This is a genomic window from Verrucomicrobiota bacterium (assembly GCA_034440155.1).
GTDB lineage: Bacteria > Verrucomicrobiota > Verrucomicrobiia > JAWXBN01 > JAWXBN01 > JAWXBN01.
This window is the reverse complement of sequence record JAWXBN010000029.1, coordinates 18,436-33,561: the sequence shown is the minus strand read 5'-3', so window position 1 is coordinate 33,561 and position 15,126 is coordinate 18,436. Positions and strand designations below refer to the sequence as shown.

The following is a 15,126-nucleotide window of genomic DNA, read 5'->3' as shown; positions in this document are numbered from 1 at the left end:
TCGTGGATCGTGATCGGGAAGCACTGCAGGAGCTGTCAGAGCGTTTTGATCGCAGGGAACTAGATGTCACCCAGCCGGACAAGGCCCGTGAGATTTGCATCGAGATTGTGACAAAGCACGGTCGCATCGACATTCTCATCAATAATGCAGGGGTTATTTTTAGCGAGCCTTTGGTCAATATCCTGAATCCTGCGGCTATGATGCACGATTACGGTCGTTTCCGTGATTCTCTGACTGTCAATCTTGACTCGGTCTTCATCATGACTTCCGCCGTAGTCGAGCAGATGGTGCTGCAACGGACTAAAGGGGTCATCGTCAATATCAGCTCCATCAGTGCCTGTGGTAACGAGGGGCAAACAGCATATTCCGCAGCTAAAGGGGCGGTGAATGCGATGACAGTTACATGGGCGAAGGAATTGGCTCGCCTGGGCATCCGCTGTAATGCGGTGGCACCTGGCTTCATTGATACCGACTCCACTCGCAGTGCTCTGCATGGTTCGATCCTAAAGCATATCGAGACTAATACTCCGCTGCGTCGCCTCGGACAGGCTGACGAAATCGCCCAAGCGGTGGCGGCGGTGATAAGAAATGATTTCATCAATGGCACGATTCTGCCAGTCAACGGGGGTCTTAGAATCTAAAATGACAGTTATTGAGAAAATACAGTATCCTCAGTTATTTGATCGTTATCGCTCACAGAAGTATTTCTTTCCACTGATTGCGTCAGTCCTGTTAGACGAACAGGATGGTGTGGTTTATGGGGACCGAGCTGATTCACCCAATCAGGTATTCGTTCAACATAGTTTTGGTTATTCTCAAATCTTCGGGGAATCGGTTCCGCGCTTTGAGTTTGATCTGAATAACTACCTGCTTATCAATAAGGCCTTCGAGATAGAAAAGATTCGCTTATATATGCCACAGCCCTTTTTAATTCTCAGTGCAGAAATCCCGAGTGAATTTCGTTCTGAACGCCAACGTTTCGTTCTTGGGGAGAGATATGAGTCGGTAGCAATTTCAGAAGATATTGATTTTCCAGTCTCGGTAATCCATGAGGAGGACATTCCTTCTCTGGAACAGACATTCGGAGTAGTCAATCGATTTTGGCGTTCCAATTCGGACTTTTTGCTGCACTCCCGTGCGGTAGTCGCGAAAGACAAAAGCAAAGTTCTCGGAATTTGCTATGCTGCAGCATTAGCCGATCGACACGCAGAAATTGATGTTGCTACATTGCCAGAGTATAGGCAGCGTGGGATAGGTAAGGCTCTAGTAACAAAATTTATTGGAATCTGCTGCCAAGATTCTATTCGGCCTTCGTGGGACTGTTTTACAAATAATTTCGGTTCGATGGCTCTTTGTCGGACTTCCGGTTTTATTGCGAAGCAGCCACCATACCCCTTCTTTACTATCAAAAAATGAATATTGTCTTGCAGGTTAGTGAACAGTATACGAGTCTAACGTGGATGGCCAAGTGCTTCGGGCGGAAAATATTTTTTTCTTCAGTTCCCACTTTTGATATTGATGAATCATTATTAATCTGGCAATTAAATAGATATAATATAGACATAAATTTTGTTTGATGATTTACATGAAAGAAGATGCTCGAAAATTGGATCAAAAACACAGGCAACGCCCCAGCAGCGGGCTTATGCCATGAATAAACAAGACAAGAGTCGGCGCGTCGTGGCAGAAGCTCTTGGAGTCAATATCAGAACGGCTGACCTTTGGCGCTGGGACAGGAAACGACTTGGAAAAATCTCGCTTTGCCCACGCAAGCAGGGGCGTAAGATGGGAACCCTCAGGAATCTCACCCCCGGGCAGGATGAGCAGATTCAAAAGAAAATCGCTGAAAAACCCCCAATCGTCAGATTGCTGGGTAACCGCTTTTCTTCAAACATGATTTCGAGCGTCACCAATCAAGGCAAGGCGAGGTGGTTGATTTATCGCGACACGCTCAATAGCAAAGTGTTTATCCGGTTTCTGGATCGTCTGTCAAAGGATGCCAGCAGGAAGGTCTTCCTCATTGTGGACAACCTCCGGTTTCACCATGGTTCCCCCGTTAAAGAGTGGTCGGCTCAGAATGCTCATCGTATTGAATTACACTTCTTGCCATCCTACAGCCCCGAATGCAACCCCGGTGAATATCTCAACTGTAGTTTGAAGGGGAGGCAGATGCCCCTTCCTGCTGATCGAAAAGAACTCGAATTCAATCTCAAAACCTATATGCACAAGCTTAACAAAAAAACCAAACACGTTGCATCTTATTTTGATAATCAATTCGTCACTTATCCCAAAGCCGTCTGATTGTTATCCATTTAATTGCCGGAGTAATAATAAAACCATGAGTTTATACCATTATAATCTTGGAACCTGTTTTGAAGAAATCGTCGCTAGACAGGGTGATAAGGCCGCGCTGCGTTATGAGGACAGAACCATTAGTTTTGCGGAGTTGGATGAGTGGAGTCAGCGCTTGGCCGCCTTGCTTTCCCAACGCGGATGTTTGCGAGGCGATGTCATCGCCATTGGCCACAACAAGCGGCCACTATCCTATGCCCTAATGCTGGCTGCACTCAGACTGGGCATTGCCTATGTCAATCTAGATGTGGCTTCGCCTTTGGCGCGGAGTTTACGAATTCTGGAAACTGCAACTCCTCGCATCCTATTCCACGAAGATCCCGATCATGTCCAAGCCATGATCGAACTGGCCGATGCTGTCGGTTGTCAGCAACTTTTCCTAGATGTGGCGATGCTGCCGACGATCGTAGAGGAGGAACAGCAGCGGCAGTCGGTATTGGAAGTGGATGGAACCTGTATCGCTTACATCATGTTCACGTCCGGATCCACTGGTGTACCCAAAGGTGTGGCGGTGACTCATCAGAATGTACTGCATTTCATCAATTGGGGGAAGTCCCGTTTCGGTGTTTCTAGCCAAGACAATTTTGCCAACCTGAGCCCCATGTATTTCGATAATTCAGTGTTCGATTTTTATGTCGGTCTGTTCTCGGGTGCATCCCTCACGCCGGTGTACCGAGAGTTGATGACCAGCCCCTATGAGTTGGTGGCTTTCATCAATAAAATGGTCTGTACAATTTGGTTTTCGGTGCCATCCCTGTTGATTTATTTGGTCACGATGAAGGCCTTAACGGCGGATGCCCTGCCCGCACTGCGGGTGATAGTTTTTGGTGGTGAAGGCTATCCCAAGGTCGAATTAAAGAAGCTGTTCAATCGCTTTTCCAAGCAGGCCGATCTGGTTAATGTGTACGGTCCCACCGAATGCACCTGCATCTGCAGTGCCTACACGCTCGTTCCGGACGATTTCCAGAATATCGAAGGCTTGCCGACTTTGGGAAGACTGAACCCCAATTTCGATTACCGCATTCTTGATGAGAACGATCAAGATGCGGTTTCCGGTGAGTTGTGCCTAATCGGACCCAATGTGGCAGCAGGCTATTTCAATGATTTTGAGCGTACAGAAGCGAGCTTCCATACCATTACCGATTGCAACCGCTTCATGAAACGCATGTACCGTACTGGCGACTTGGTAAGGGAGGTCGACGGTAGGCTCAACTTTATCGGTCGCAAGGATAATCAGATCAAGCACATGGGGTATCGCATCGAGCTGGAGGAGATTGAGAACGCTTTAGTTAGATTGCCTCAAGTCGACCAAGCTATAGTGGTTTACCAACGTCATCAAGCCGCCTACGGCAAATTGGTGGCCTACGTAGCCTGCACCTCTGGTGGGGACGATAAGATGCTACTGAAAGCCCTTGGGGATTTGGTACCAGACTATATGGTGCCTTCGCGGCTCATCGTGATGACTGAGTTGCCGAAGAACGCTAACGGTAAGGTCGATCGACAGCATCTGCTCACTATGCTCGACCAGTGAGACGATGACCATCGGTACGACTATAGATACGTCCAAATGGGTGGCCCACTTCGGAATGGGTGGTGTTAGCAACAATTTGCTTGGCTACATGATCTATCTTTTAATTATTAGGCTCTGGCTCGATTCGAAGGTTACAGTGTCGATTTACGGGTCAGTTCTTGACAGTTGAAACCCACTGGTGGTGCAATAAGTTGACTTGTATGGCACGAAAACCGAGATTGGAAGTGGATAAAGAATCGCTATTACAGCTCATTCAAAATTAATTAAACATGCTAAAATCATTCTTCTATTTTCTACGAGACCTGCGTTACCAAATGCTTTTTCAAGTTCTGCATCAGTATGCAAACGGACATGTTTTGGATATTGGAGGGTGGGATTTTTGTTTGACGGCGATTAAGCGGAAAATACCATTCGAGCACTGGACGGTTTTGGAGTATGACGAAAGCCATCTGCCGCAGGTTGAATCGTCAAGAGTCACAATCCGCCAGGGCGACGGTTGCAACATGGACTATCCAGATGAACAATTTGATACAATTGTTTGTATTCAAGTCGCGGAGCATGTTTTCACGCCAATACAACTTTTTGAGGAAAGTGTGCGTGTGCTGAAAAAGGGATGCTATGGAATCTATATGTTTCCGCAGACAGGCAATCTGCACAGCGCGCCGTATCACTACCAGAACTTCACTCGCTTCTGGGCAATTGAAATGTGCAAACGCTCAGGGGTAGATCTTGTGGAACTACATTCACTTGGAGGCACTTGGTCCACCATGGCTTCTCGTCTTCTCTACACGCCCTTCCAAATGCTGAGGTTTAAAGGATTTACTTATCCTTCATCTAAGCGGAATTTCCTCTATTACCTGCTTGCGCCCTTAGCGTTTATATTTATTGTAATAGGCTTTCCGGTTTGCCTACTACTTTCATTAGGCGACATGGAAGAAGAGGCAAATAATCATTTGTTTGTATTTCGTAAATGAACTTGAAATCCATACTTTTGATTTCATTCTTTTACTCATAGTTACAAAAGACTCTCACGAAGCAATCTTCGGTTGACTTAAATAATATCTTTTGATCTGATCCACACCGGAAAAGGTAGACACGAGATTCGCTTACGCTGATTAAATAAAATGAATAACACATCACTTATAAGTATTGGCATCCCTTGTTATAACAGGTTTGATGGTTTGATGCGGACGTTGGAATGTGTAACTCACCAAACATATAAAAACATTGAAATTATTATTTCAGATAATTGTTCTCCTGACCAGCGTATAGAGCCATTAGTCAATGCTTATATAGAGAAAGATAATCGGATAAAATATATCAGACAACCAGAGAATATTGGTGCTATTAATAACTTTTTGTTTGTTCTCTCTCAAGCAACTGGAGATCAATTCTTGTGGGCGGCTGATGATGATATAATGGAAGCTGAATATATTACATCCATACAAAACATTTCTCATCATCATTCTGATTGTGCAATAGCATTTTGTGACTTTGATTGGGTCAAAGAAGACTTGGAATTAATAGCAAATTATTTAAAGGTACGTGATCTTTCGGTCGTTGACAAGTTTCAACGTCTGAAAACATACATACTCCAAGAGGAAAATTTAGGTAAAGCTAATCCTATCTATGGATTGTTCAACCGACTCGCTTTGATAGAAGCAGTAAGAAAATTAGGTAATAATTTTAATATTATGGGTGGGGATATGCTCCTCGTTTTTGAGTTGCTACAAGAAGGTAATATTTATATTCAAAAAGAAAAACTATTCCACAAGCTTGGCTCGTATCCCTCTACAGAACCAAGAGAAACACCTACCAAAATCGAGATGTACAAAACTTTCAGGAAAAATTGGAATGATTGGAACGCTTATTTATCGGGATATATTCATTCCATCAATAGGACATCCTTAAATTCCGAGGAAAAAATTAAGTTACGATTCTTGGTTGAAGGTCGATGGAAAAATAAAATGGCGGAATTATATCAAAGTGAAGGGGGACGAATTCTTCCAAGTATAATTACAAAGTTAGTTCATCGACAAAATCTAAAATAACTATTAAGAATTTTTGAAATATGATTGAAAAGATTAAAAAACTCAATCCATTTAAATATAGTAGAAAATCAGAGCATGCAACTCCCGAAGCTGAGACTACGGCGAGGGAAGCAAGAAAACTTAATATCACTCAACGCCGGGATATTTCAAAATATTGGAGTGCAAGGATTAGACTGGCATGTGAATGTCCTGATAATACAAAAATCGAAAGAGTAGCAGATGCAGGAAGCAGACAGGGGGATATACAAATACTCCATAATGGGATTAAGATAGCCCGCCACTCATATCATGGCCCACACATGGAGCGGTTACTGATTAAAAATAAAGGAGTTCATGAGCCACAGGAAGAAGTTATATTTCAAGAAGTAATCAAGCATGTGCATGCAGGATCAACAATGTTAGAGCTTGGGTGTTATTGGGCATTTTATTCCATTTGGTTTCAAAAAAGTGTCAAAAATGCTGTAAATTTTATGGTTGAACCCGAAATTGGCAGCCTGTTTGCAGGTAAAACAAATTTCTATCTTAATGGTTGTGAGGGGCAATTTATTAATGGGTATATTGCCAGTAAAACAATTCCCAAAGCTTTTGATATACCGACTTATTGTGTCGATGATTTGATGATAAAGAACAATATTAAAAATCTCAGCATACTGCATAGTGATATTCAAGGGGCGGAGTATGAAATGCTATTAGGGGCTGATCAGTCAATAAATGCCCGAAAGATAGACTTTATATTTATTTCTACACATTCAGATCACCTTCACAGTGTATGTATAAAACATCTTTTAGAAAAGCAATATGATATAGTTGCGGAACACACCCTTGAGGAGTCCTACTCATGGGATGGCTTGATTGTGGCTAAAAGAAAAGAAATTATCGATCTATCTGCGATAACTATTTCAAAAAGGAAGATTTAAATATGTCGATTAAATCCCTCATCCAAAAAACAATTATTACTCTCACGAGGCAGGTTTATTATAAAGCGTTATCTTATCTCCTGAAATATGACACTAAGAATACTTTGAACGGTACTTTTGGAAGGATTGTTGAAGAAATAAATAAAGAAATGATTGCTCCTTTATTTGACTTTAAAAAATATTCTCCTTTCCTGCTCTCTTATATAAAACACCATGCGCAAGACTCCTTACCTGAAATTATTATCGATAATCTGCCTTTAGTCTTTCCCGATAACATTTGGGCACCTCAATACCGAAACCACAAATTATTTACACAGGTTTTTAATCAACCTAAAAAGATTAGTTTTTCACAAAGCGGTGAAGATCTTTTAATTCGGTATATTTTTGACCAAATACAAGTAGAACACCCAAGTTATTTGGATATTGGGGCACATCACCCCTATTATATAAGTAATACTGCATTATTCTATTTGAGTGGCTCGAAGGGGATCAATATAGAGCCCGATCCCAGCCTATTTAGCCGTTTTATAGAGGCGCGACCAGATGATGTCAATCTTAACATAGCAGTGAGTGATAAAAATGGATCTGCTGACCTATTAATATTTGGGGAATCAACCCTTAATACCCTCTCGGACACTGAGGCGGAAGATTATGTAAAAGAAGGTATGAGTCTGAAGAAAAGAATTACTGTTCAGACAAGAACAATACAAGGTATTATAAAAGAATACTGTGATGGTAAATTCCCCCATATTCTCAGTCTCGATGTAGAAGGACTTGATTTGGATATTCTAAAGCAAATTAATTATGAGGAAAGTGCCCCTCTGGTAATATGTGTAGAGTCCATTTCATACTCGAATACAGGGCGAGGAATAAAAAGAACTGAAATTACTGATTATCTCAAACAATTCGGATATATGGTATATGCTGATACCAATATAAATTCGATTCTGGTCAAGCAAGCGTGTTGGGAGCGCTGATACTATGAAAATACTTCTTTGTTGCGAGTTTTATTATCCCAGTAAAGGTGGGGTTCAGAAAGTGATGCAGGAGATTGCTGAGCATTTGGTTTCATATGGTCATCACGTTACAGTTGCTACAAGTATATTGAAGGAGAGAACAGACTTCCAATTGAATGGAGTTGCCATTAAGGAGTTCTCAATATCCGGAAACCAGGTTAGAGGAATTAACGGTGAAATCACTGCATACCAAAATTTTTTAATAGAATCAGATTTTGATGTGATTTTGATCAAAGCAGCACAACAATGGACGTTTGATGCGCTTTGGACATGTCTGGAGCAGATCAGAGCGAGAAAAGTTTTTATCCCTTGTGGTTTTTCTTGCCTTTATGAGCCATCTTACCAAGATTATTTCAAAAAACTTCCCGATATACTTCGGAAATTTGATCATCTGATATTTTATTCTACTGATTATCGTGATATTAATTTTGCAAAGGAAAATGGGATTAGCCACTATTCCATACTCCCAAATGGAGCATCTCATAAAGAATTTAATCCGCCGGCTACAAATAACATCCGCAAAAGATTAGGCATTAATGATGATGAGATTTTACTCTTAACCGTCGGAAGTTTTACAGGACTAAAGGGACATATTGAAGTCGCAAATGCTTTTCTAAATCTAAATATCCCGCAGAAAAAAATGACTTTATTACTTAACGGCAACATGACTCAGGAACACGAGACTGATTATATAAAGGCTTCTGAACGATTCCGTATTTATAATCAGCCACACGAGACTGATTCCATAAAGGCATCTGAACGATTCAATATTTTGAAAAATATATTAAATTGGATTAAATGCCTCCCTCCAATCTTTGCATTCTCAAATTTTATTCCTCGGATCAAACACATCATAAAAGTATTATTACATACGTTAGGAATTAAATATGGAAGCCCTCTTAATTCTCAAGAAAATTTATTTTATCAACTCTGCGCCTTTTTTCCTATCCTGACTCTATTTTCATACAGAAATTCATCTTCAGATTTCTCGGCAACTTTTCCGATCATACTGGCTGAACTAGTTCACAAAGTTAAAAATACTGGTCAAAAAAGAATTATTATAAATAATCTCAATAGGGAAGATGTCATTAAAGCTTTTTTTAGCGCTGATCTTTTCATTTTTGCATCCAATGTAGAGTATTCTCCTTTAGTCTTGTTCGAAGCAGCCGCAGCAGGTTTACCTTATGTCACGGTTCCTGTGGGGAATTCTGTGGAAATCACTCAATGGACAAAAGGTGGAATTATTTGTGAGGCACCAAAGGATAAATTTGGTTATACCCGTGTTGATCCTGTAAAATTGGCATTAACCATAAAAGATTTGCTTGATGATCCTGCTCGTTTGCAAGAACTGGGACAGGCTGGGAGGAGAAATTGGGAAGAAAAGTTTACTTGGGAAATTATTTCTAGGCAATATGAAAAGATTCTTTCTTAATGTTAGAATGAGCTACATTTTATTAAAATAAATACCGTAAATATATTATAGAATTGATTTTTATTTAGGATCAAACATGAGTCACCCATTAGTCAGTATAGTAATGCCAATATATAACGGGGAAAAGTACCTTCCCGAGGCCATTGATTGTATATTGGAGCAGTCGTTCGAAAATTTTGAACTGATCATTCTCAATGATGGCTCAAAAGACAATAGCCAGGATATTATTGAGAGTTATACTGATCCTAGGATGATAAAAATTAGTCACACTAATATGGGATTAGCCAGAACGCTTAATGCTGGGATAGAAAAAAGTAGAGGGAAATATATTGCGCGACAAGATCAGGATGATATCTCAAAACCACAAAGGTTGGCAAAACAGGTTGAATTTATGGAGTGTTACCCCCAGATAGGATTTGTCGGAACCATTGCTGATATTTGGATTGAAACAAATCCCACGGAAAGGAAACATTCTCATCCTACTGATAACGCCATTTTACAATTTGAACTGCTTTTTAATAACCCTTTTGTCCATAGCTCTATGATGATTAGAAAAGAGGCTTTGGATCAGGTGGGTGTTTACACCACCGATCCTGATAAACAGCCACCCGAAGACTATGATTTATGGAGTCGTATTGCACGACAATATCAAATTGCTAATCTACCCGAATCCTTGGTTATATACCGTGAGGCCTCTCAAAGCATGTCACGAGCAGGCAGTGAATCTACTGTGCTAGACCCGAAAACTGGTCTACCTAAAGGATGGGTAAATCCTTTCCTAAATAGAGTAGTCAATATTTGCGCTTCAAATCTCCACAATCATAGCGGTGAAAAGGTCCCACTAGAGATTTGTTTGATATTGTCTCGTAAGATGCATGTCCCAGGATACCCTCCGATTCTAGAGCCCGAACGTTCAAGTGTTATTTGTCTGATGGACATTCTCCTTCAAAAGTTTTCAGAATCATACCCACCCATGCAGGAATATTATCAACAAAGGATACATGGCCTAAAGTATTCTATTAGTTATATACCTCCTACTAGGACAGACCGATTCTTGCAAAAGTTAAAATCTCTATTCTCATGAAGAATGTTTGTATAATTGGAGGAACAGGATTTATCGGGCGCAACTTATCTGCCCAGCTTTTGGCACGCGAGATTCAAACAGTGTGTCTATCTAGGAGACCACCCGATGATCCAATGCCTGAGGGCGTAATACACGAAATTCTGGATTATAGTCATGCTGAACATTTAGAAAAAGTCTTTAAAAATGCAGATGCCGTAATTGACTTGGCATTTTCATCACAAGCGAACGTTGGATGTACAGACTTTCTATCCATTCTCCCTTCTAATCTTGAACAAAAAGAAATACTCTACCATTCCGCTCTGAGGGCAGGGGTCAAAAAATATCTTTTGATTTCATCGGGGGGGACTGTTTATGGGCAGGCCATTAATGTTCCCCTAACTGAAACTCATGTTACACGACCAATTTCCACTTATGGTCTTGCTAAACTTTGCCTAGAAGATCATGCCCGGTATTTTCAGACCGTTCACAACCTCCCGTTATCTATCGTACGCCCGAGTAATCCCTATGGTCCGGGTCAAAAACCTAATCGCGGTCAGGGATTTATTGCCCAAGCAATATATTCAATCCTTTCTGGCCACCTCATAACTATTTTTGGAGATGAAGGAACAATTCGTGATTATGTTTATATTGACGATTTATCAGAAGCTATTGCTGGATTACTTCATCAAAATATTCCGGCGGATACTTATAATATCGGCAGTGGAAATGGACTGAGCAACCGACAGGTGATTGAAAAATTAATGCCCCTTGCTCAAGTTGAGGGGTGCGAAATGAAAATAACACATAAAACCGAGCGTCCAGTCGATGTGAGAATTAATATACTCTCCTCAAGGAGACTTCAGGATTATACCGGCTGGGTACCTAGAACTGAATTTTCAGAGGGAATAAAAAATAGCTGGCTTTATATGAGAAAATTAAAGGATAGATTATGATTCGTAAAATTATTTCAAAAATTACTGGTGAAAAACATGGTCAACTAACTGGCAATATTTCTTTACCTCAAAGAACATGGGGATTTTATCATGAGGGTATAAATATTCCTCTACTGCATAAAGGATATCAACCGGAAATTAATAAATGGGTACTTTCTGATTTTTTACTCGAGAGAGTAATCCCAGTGGTGGGAATTCACCCCTATCCGATAGATGAACTGATGCTCATGTCTTCCAGTTTAATTTTGTCTCGAGCCAAACTCGTTATTGAGTGGGGAACTAATATCGGAAAATCAGCACGGATTTTCCATGAAACAAAGCAAGCATTTGATTTAGATTGTGTTATTCACTCAGTTGACTTACCTCCAGATGTCGACCATGTCGAGCACCCTGGACAACGTCGTGGGGAATTAGTCCGTGAAATTAGTTCTGTTAGACTACACGAGGGAGACGGTTTGATTGTTGCAAAAAAACTAGTGACTGACATCGGTGACGATGAAGGAGTATTATTTTTTCTCGATGGAGACCATAGTTATGAGACTGTTCAAAAAGAGCTAAAATCAGTTTTCTCAATGTGTCCTCGGGCATCCGTATTACTTCATGATACATTCTATCAGGAGGAAGCGAGTGGATATAATATAGGACCGTTTAAAGCCACTAATGAATATCTGGATTCCATGAGTGAGACACATTTTGTTTTTCGGACAAATCTCGGCCTTCCAGGAATGACACTTCTATTAAAAAAGTGAATCTAGATAAGTTTATTCTCGCTAGTCTGAATGGAGGCTTGGGCAACCAAATTTTCCAGTATGCTCATGCCCGTGCCCATGCTGCTAAAAATAATGTTCCCTTATACTTTGATCTTTCCTTTTTTAATCAGGAATTCATTACAGATACACCAAGGGTTTATCTTCTTGATCAATATTCTATTTTTGGCACTGCCATACCCGAAAAACTAGCCGATAAATATCGTCCTATTCCATCAACTGGCTGGAGACATCGTTTGGCTAGTCGTTTCCCTAAGATATTTTCCTCTAAAAATATCAATTGTATTGGCGAACAATCATTTTCCTACAATCCTGTCTTGATAGATCGCTGGCCTGTACAATTGAAAGGATATTGGCAATCGGAAAAATATTTTTTATATATAAGGGACCAGCTTATAAATGAAATCTCATTAAAACAGCTGCCTAATGCAGAAAACCTCGGATGGTTAAGAAAGATTACATCCTGCGACTCAATTTGTCTGCATGTCCGACGCGGTGATTATGTGACAAATCCAGCTGCATCAAAGACACATGGACTTTGCGGAATTGATTATTATCAAAAAGCAATAATAAATCTTGGTGAGAAGATACCTGCCGGTGAATTTTTTGTTTTTTCGGATGATTTACAATGGTCTAAGGATCATCTCAAGTTTACTCATCCATCACATTTTGTTGATTGTAATCCTCCCGATAAAGGCCCAGAAGATCTCAGACTGATGCAAAACTGTAAGCATTTTATCACAGCAAATAGTAGTTTTAGCTGGTGGGCTGCTTGGCTAGGGCAAAATCCTTTTAAAATCGTAATTAGTCCTACAAAATGGTTTGCTACGGGCAACTATGATACTTCTGATCTATACCCCTCTACTTGGATAAGACTTTAGTTTTTAGGACCTGCCTATGCACCCTACCGTTAGCGTTATACTTCCTGTATATAATGGCTCGAAATATTTAAGACAGTCAATTGATTCGATATTATGTCAATCATTGCAGAATTTTGAACTCATTATCCTCAATGACGGATCAACCGATGATAGCAAAAAGATTATAGACGAATATAGGGACAGTAGAATTATTAAAGTAGAACATGCCAATATGGGCTTGGCGAAAACACTAAATGTGGGTTTAGAACAAGCTCGAGGAAAGTACATAGCACGGCAGGATCAAGATGATATTTCGTTTCCAAAACGCTTAGAAATGCAAGTCAGCTACCTTGAAAATAAATCTTCTCTCATATTGTGCGGAGGTTCGGCGAAAATTATTGGCGGAGGCAAACATAAACAATGGAATTATCCGCAAGAACCAGGCGTCATCCATTGTGAATTACTTTTTTCTAATGTATTTGCCCATTCAAGTGTGGTATTCAGAAAAGAATCCTTGGATCGGGCTTCTCTACGTTACTCAAATGACTATCCTTATGCAGAAGATTATGAAATGTGGGTGAGATGTAGCAATGGCCATAATATTGCGAATTTGAATGATTTACTGTTAGAATATAGAATATCCCCCTCTAGCAGCAGCAGGAAAAATGTCTCCATCCAAGAATCTTCGATAAAAAGAATTCAAGAATCCATTTTAAAACGAATGTGTATTAGCCCGACTAATGAGGAGTGGCTTATCCATAGAAGAATTGAATACCCTGGAAATATTAATAGTTTGGCAGAACTCAAAAGTTTTGAACAATGGCTTTTGAAATTAAAGAAGTCCAATGATGTTAATGGAATTTTTCAAGAAGAGACATTTAATCATGTTCTTGCAGAGAGGTGGTGGTATGTATGCCGTTATGCCACTTCCATGGGATTAAATACATGGTATTGTTTTTATAGGTCAGCACTTCTTATGACTTCATCACCTAGCATATCAAAAAGAATGAAATTACTTTTGCACACCTTGTTAACAAATACCCATAAATGAACACTCATTCCCTTTTCCTAAAAAAACGTGTTTTGGTAGTCCCTGAATATGACAATTTTGGCGGGACGTTGACGTTTTTCAAAAAATTGATGGGCATTCTTAAAAACAACGGCTTCGAAATTGGTGTTTTGATCACTCAAAGACAAAAGTTTCCAGAAGTAATAGCATTTTGCGAAAAAATGAATGCTCAAATTTTTGTGATCCCGAACAGAAATAAAAGATACATGAAATCTTGGATAGCAACAATCTATGAAATTCTCTTCGGGTTAAAAGCTATACTAAAATTCAAACCAGATATTCTTCACATCTCATGTGGCGGATATGGCAATATGCTTGGATTTTTACTTTTTAGACGACCACTAATATTTACATTATTGAGCCGCCCATTTGGTCGTATCAAGATGGGGAGAAATATCCTATTTCAACTTTTTAAAAGCCCCAAAAAACAACTTACCTGTGATTCCCGTACGAGTGCTGTTGCATTAAGTGAAACAGTTGATTTACCTCTTAATCAAATCAAAGTAATTCATAATAGTTACCATGGCACCGACACGATATCCACCCCGGAATCAAATTACATATTAACTATGGGTCATTTTAATTCATACAAAAATCCTGTAGTATGGTTTGAAACAGCCATTCTCGTTCTAAAGAAATGTCCTGATACAAAATTTATTTGGCTAGGTGAGGGTGATTTAATTAAAGAATACAAAGCTAAAATTCAAGAATTAGGATTATCAGAATCATTAATTCTAGAGGGATATCGTTCTAATATATCAGATTATCTTCAGAAAACTTTTGTCTATTTTCATCCTAGTTTATTGGAAAGCCACGGGATCGCCGTGATTGAAGCAATGGCACATGGTGTACCCTGTGTATCGTCGAATGCAGGAGGATTAAAGGAATCGATTATAGATGGGGAGACTGGTTATCTTTTTGATCCCAATGATACACAGAGTTTTGCGGAAAAGATTATTTACCTGCTTGAAAACGCTGATGAACGGGACAGGTTGAGTATTAATGCAGTTAAACATGTAAAAGAGAATTTTTCAGACGAAAAGTTCGAATCTGAATTCATGGATATTTATTACTCACTTTTGCTTTCTAGCTCAGGCAATCCAAAAAAACGTTAA

Annotated in this window: 15 protein-coding genes; all 15 read left to right on the top strand. The window is 39.9% G+C overall.

Annotated features, from left to right (window positions below):
- Positions 1–641 (top strand): SDR family oxidoreductase (locus SGI98_02990; protein ID MDZ4742369.1); only part of this gene is annotated, 641 nt, incomplete at its 5' end.
- Between the two features lies 1 nt (position 642).
- Positions 643–1,416, top strand: coding sequence for a GNAT family N-acetyltransferase (locus SGI98_02985; GenBank protein ID MDZ4742368.1), 774 nt, complete (start codon positions 643–645; stop codon positions 1,414–1,416).
- Positions 1,417–1,650: 234 nt separating this feature from the next.
- Complete coding sequence (locus SGI98_02980; GenBank protein ID MDZ4742367.1) at positions 1,651–2,301, top strand: transposase; 651 nt, start codon at positions 1,651–1,653, stop codon at positions 2,299–2,301.
- A 37-nt stretch (positions 2,302–2,338) separates the two neighbouring features.
- Positions 2,339–3,883 (top strand): amino acid adenylation domain-containing protein, encoded by a 1,545-nt coding sequence (locus SGI98_02975; GenBank protein MDZ4742366.1) that lies wholly within the window; start codon positions 2,339–2,341, stop codon positions 3,881–3,883.
- A 269-nt stretch (positions 3,884–4,152) separates the two neighbouring features.
- Positions 4,153–4,857 (top strand): class I SAM-dependent methyltransferase, encoded by a 705-nt coding sequence (locus tag SGI98_02970; GenBank protein ID MDZ4742365.1) that lies wholly within the window; start codon positions 4,153–4,155, stop codon positions 4,855–4,857.
- A gap of 150 nt (positions 4,858–5,007) precedes the next feature.
- Positions 5,008–5,934, top strand: coding sequence for a glycosyltransferase family 2 protein (locus SGI98_02965; GenBank protein MDZ4742364.1), 927 nt, complete (start codon positions 5,008–5,010; stop codon positions 5,932–5,934).
- Positions 5,935–5,954: 20 nt separating this feature from the next.
- Positions 5,955–6,851, top strand: a complete 897-nt coding sequence (locus SGI98_02960; GenBank protein ID MDZ4742363.1) for an FkbM family methyltransferase — start codon at positions 5,955–5,957, stop codon at positions 6,849–6,851.
- Between the two features lie 2 nt (positions 6,852–6,853).
- Positions 6,854–7,828: an FkbM family methyltransferase gene (locus SGI98_02955; protein MDZ4742362.1), complete on the top strand. Its 975-nt coding sequence runs from the start codon at positions 6,854–6,856 to the stop codon at positions 7,826–7,828.
- A gap of 4 nt (positions 7,829–7,832) precedes the next feature.
- A complete protein-coding gene (locus tag SGI98_02950; GenBank protein ID MDZ4742361.1) occupies positions 7,833–9,299 on the top strand; it encodes a glycosyltransferase family 4 protein in 1,467 nt (488 codons plus the stop codon).
- Positions 9,300–9,375: 76 nt separating this feature from the next.
- Positions 9,376–10,383, top strand: a complete 1,008-nt coding sequence (locus tag SGI98_02945) for a glycosyltransferase family A protein (GenBank protein ID MDZ4742360.1) — start codon at positions 9,376–9,378, stop codon at positions 10,381–10,383.
- Positions 10,380–11,315, top strand: a complete 936-nt coding sequence (locus SGI98_02940; GenBank protein ID MDZ4742359.1) for an NAD-dependent epimerase/dehydratase family protein — start codon at positions 10,380–10,382, stop codon at positions 11,313–11,315. Before SGI98_02945 ends, SGI98_02940 begins: the two co-directional genes overlap by 4 nt.
- Positions 11,312–12,064 (top strand): CmcI family methyltransferase, encoded by a 753-nt coding sequence (locus SGI98_02935; GenBank protein MDZ4742358.1) that lies wholly within the window; start codon positions 11,312–11,314, stop codon positions 12,062–12,064. The genes SGI98_02940 and SGI98_02935 overlap by 4 nt, the downstream gene beginning before the upstream one ends.
- Complete coding sequence (locus SGI98_02930) at positions 12,061–12,963, top strand: alpha-1,2-fucosyltransferase (GenBank protein MDZ4742357.1); 903 nt, start codon at positions 12,061–12,063, stop codon at positions 12,961–12,963. The genes SGI98_02935 and SGI98_02930 overlap by 4 nt, the downstream gene beginning before the upstream one ends.
- A 16-nt stretch (positions 12,964–12,979) precedes the next feature.
- Positions 12,980–13,993 carry a glycosyltransferase gene (locus SGI98_02925; protein ID MDZ4742356.1) on the top strand — a complete coding sequence of 338 codons (1,014 nt, stop codon included), beginning with the start codon at positions 12,980–12,982 and terminating at the stop codon, positions 13,991–13,993.
- A complete protein-coding gene (locus tag SGI98_02920; GenBank protein ID MDZ4742355.1) occupies positions 13,990–15,126 on the top strand; it encodes a glycosyltransferase family 4 protein in 1,137 nt (378 codons plus the stop codon). Before SGI98_02925 ends, SGI98_02920 begins: the two co-directional genes overlap by 4 nt.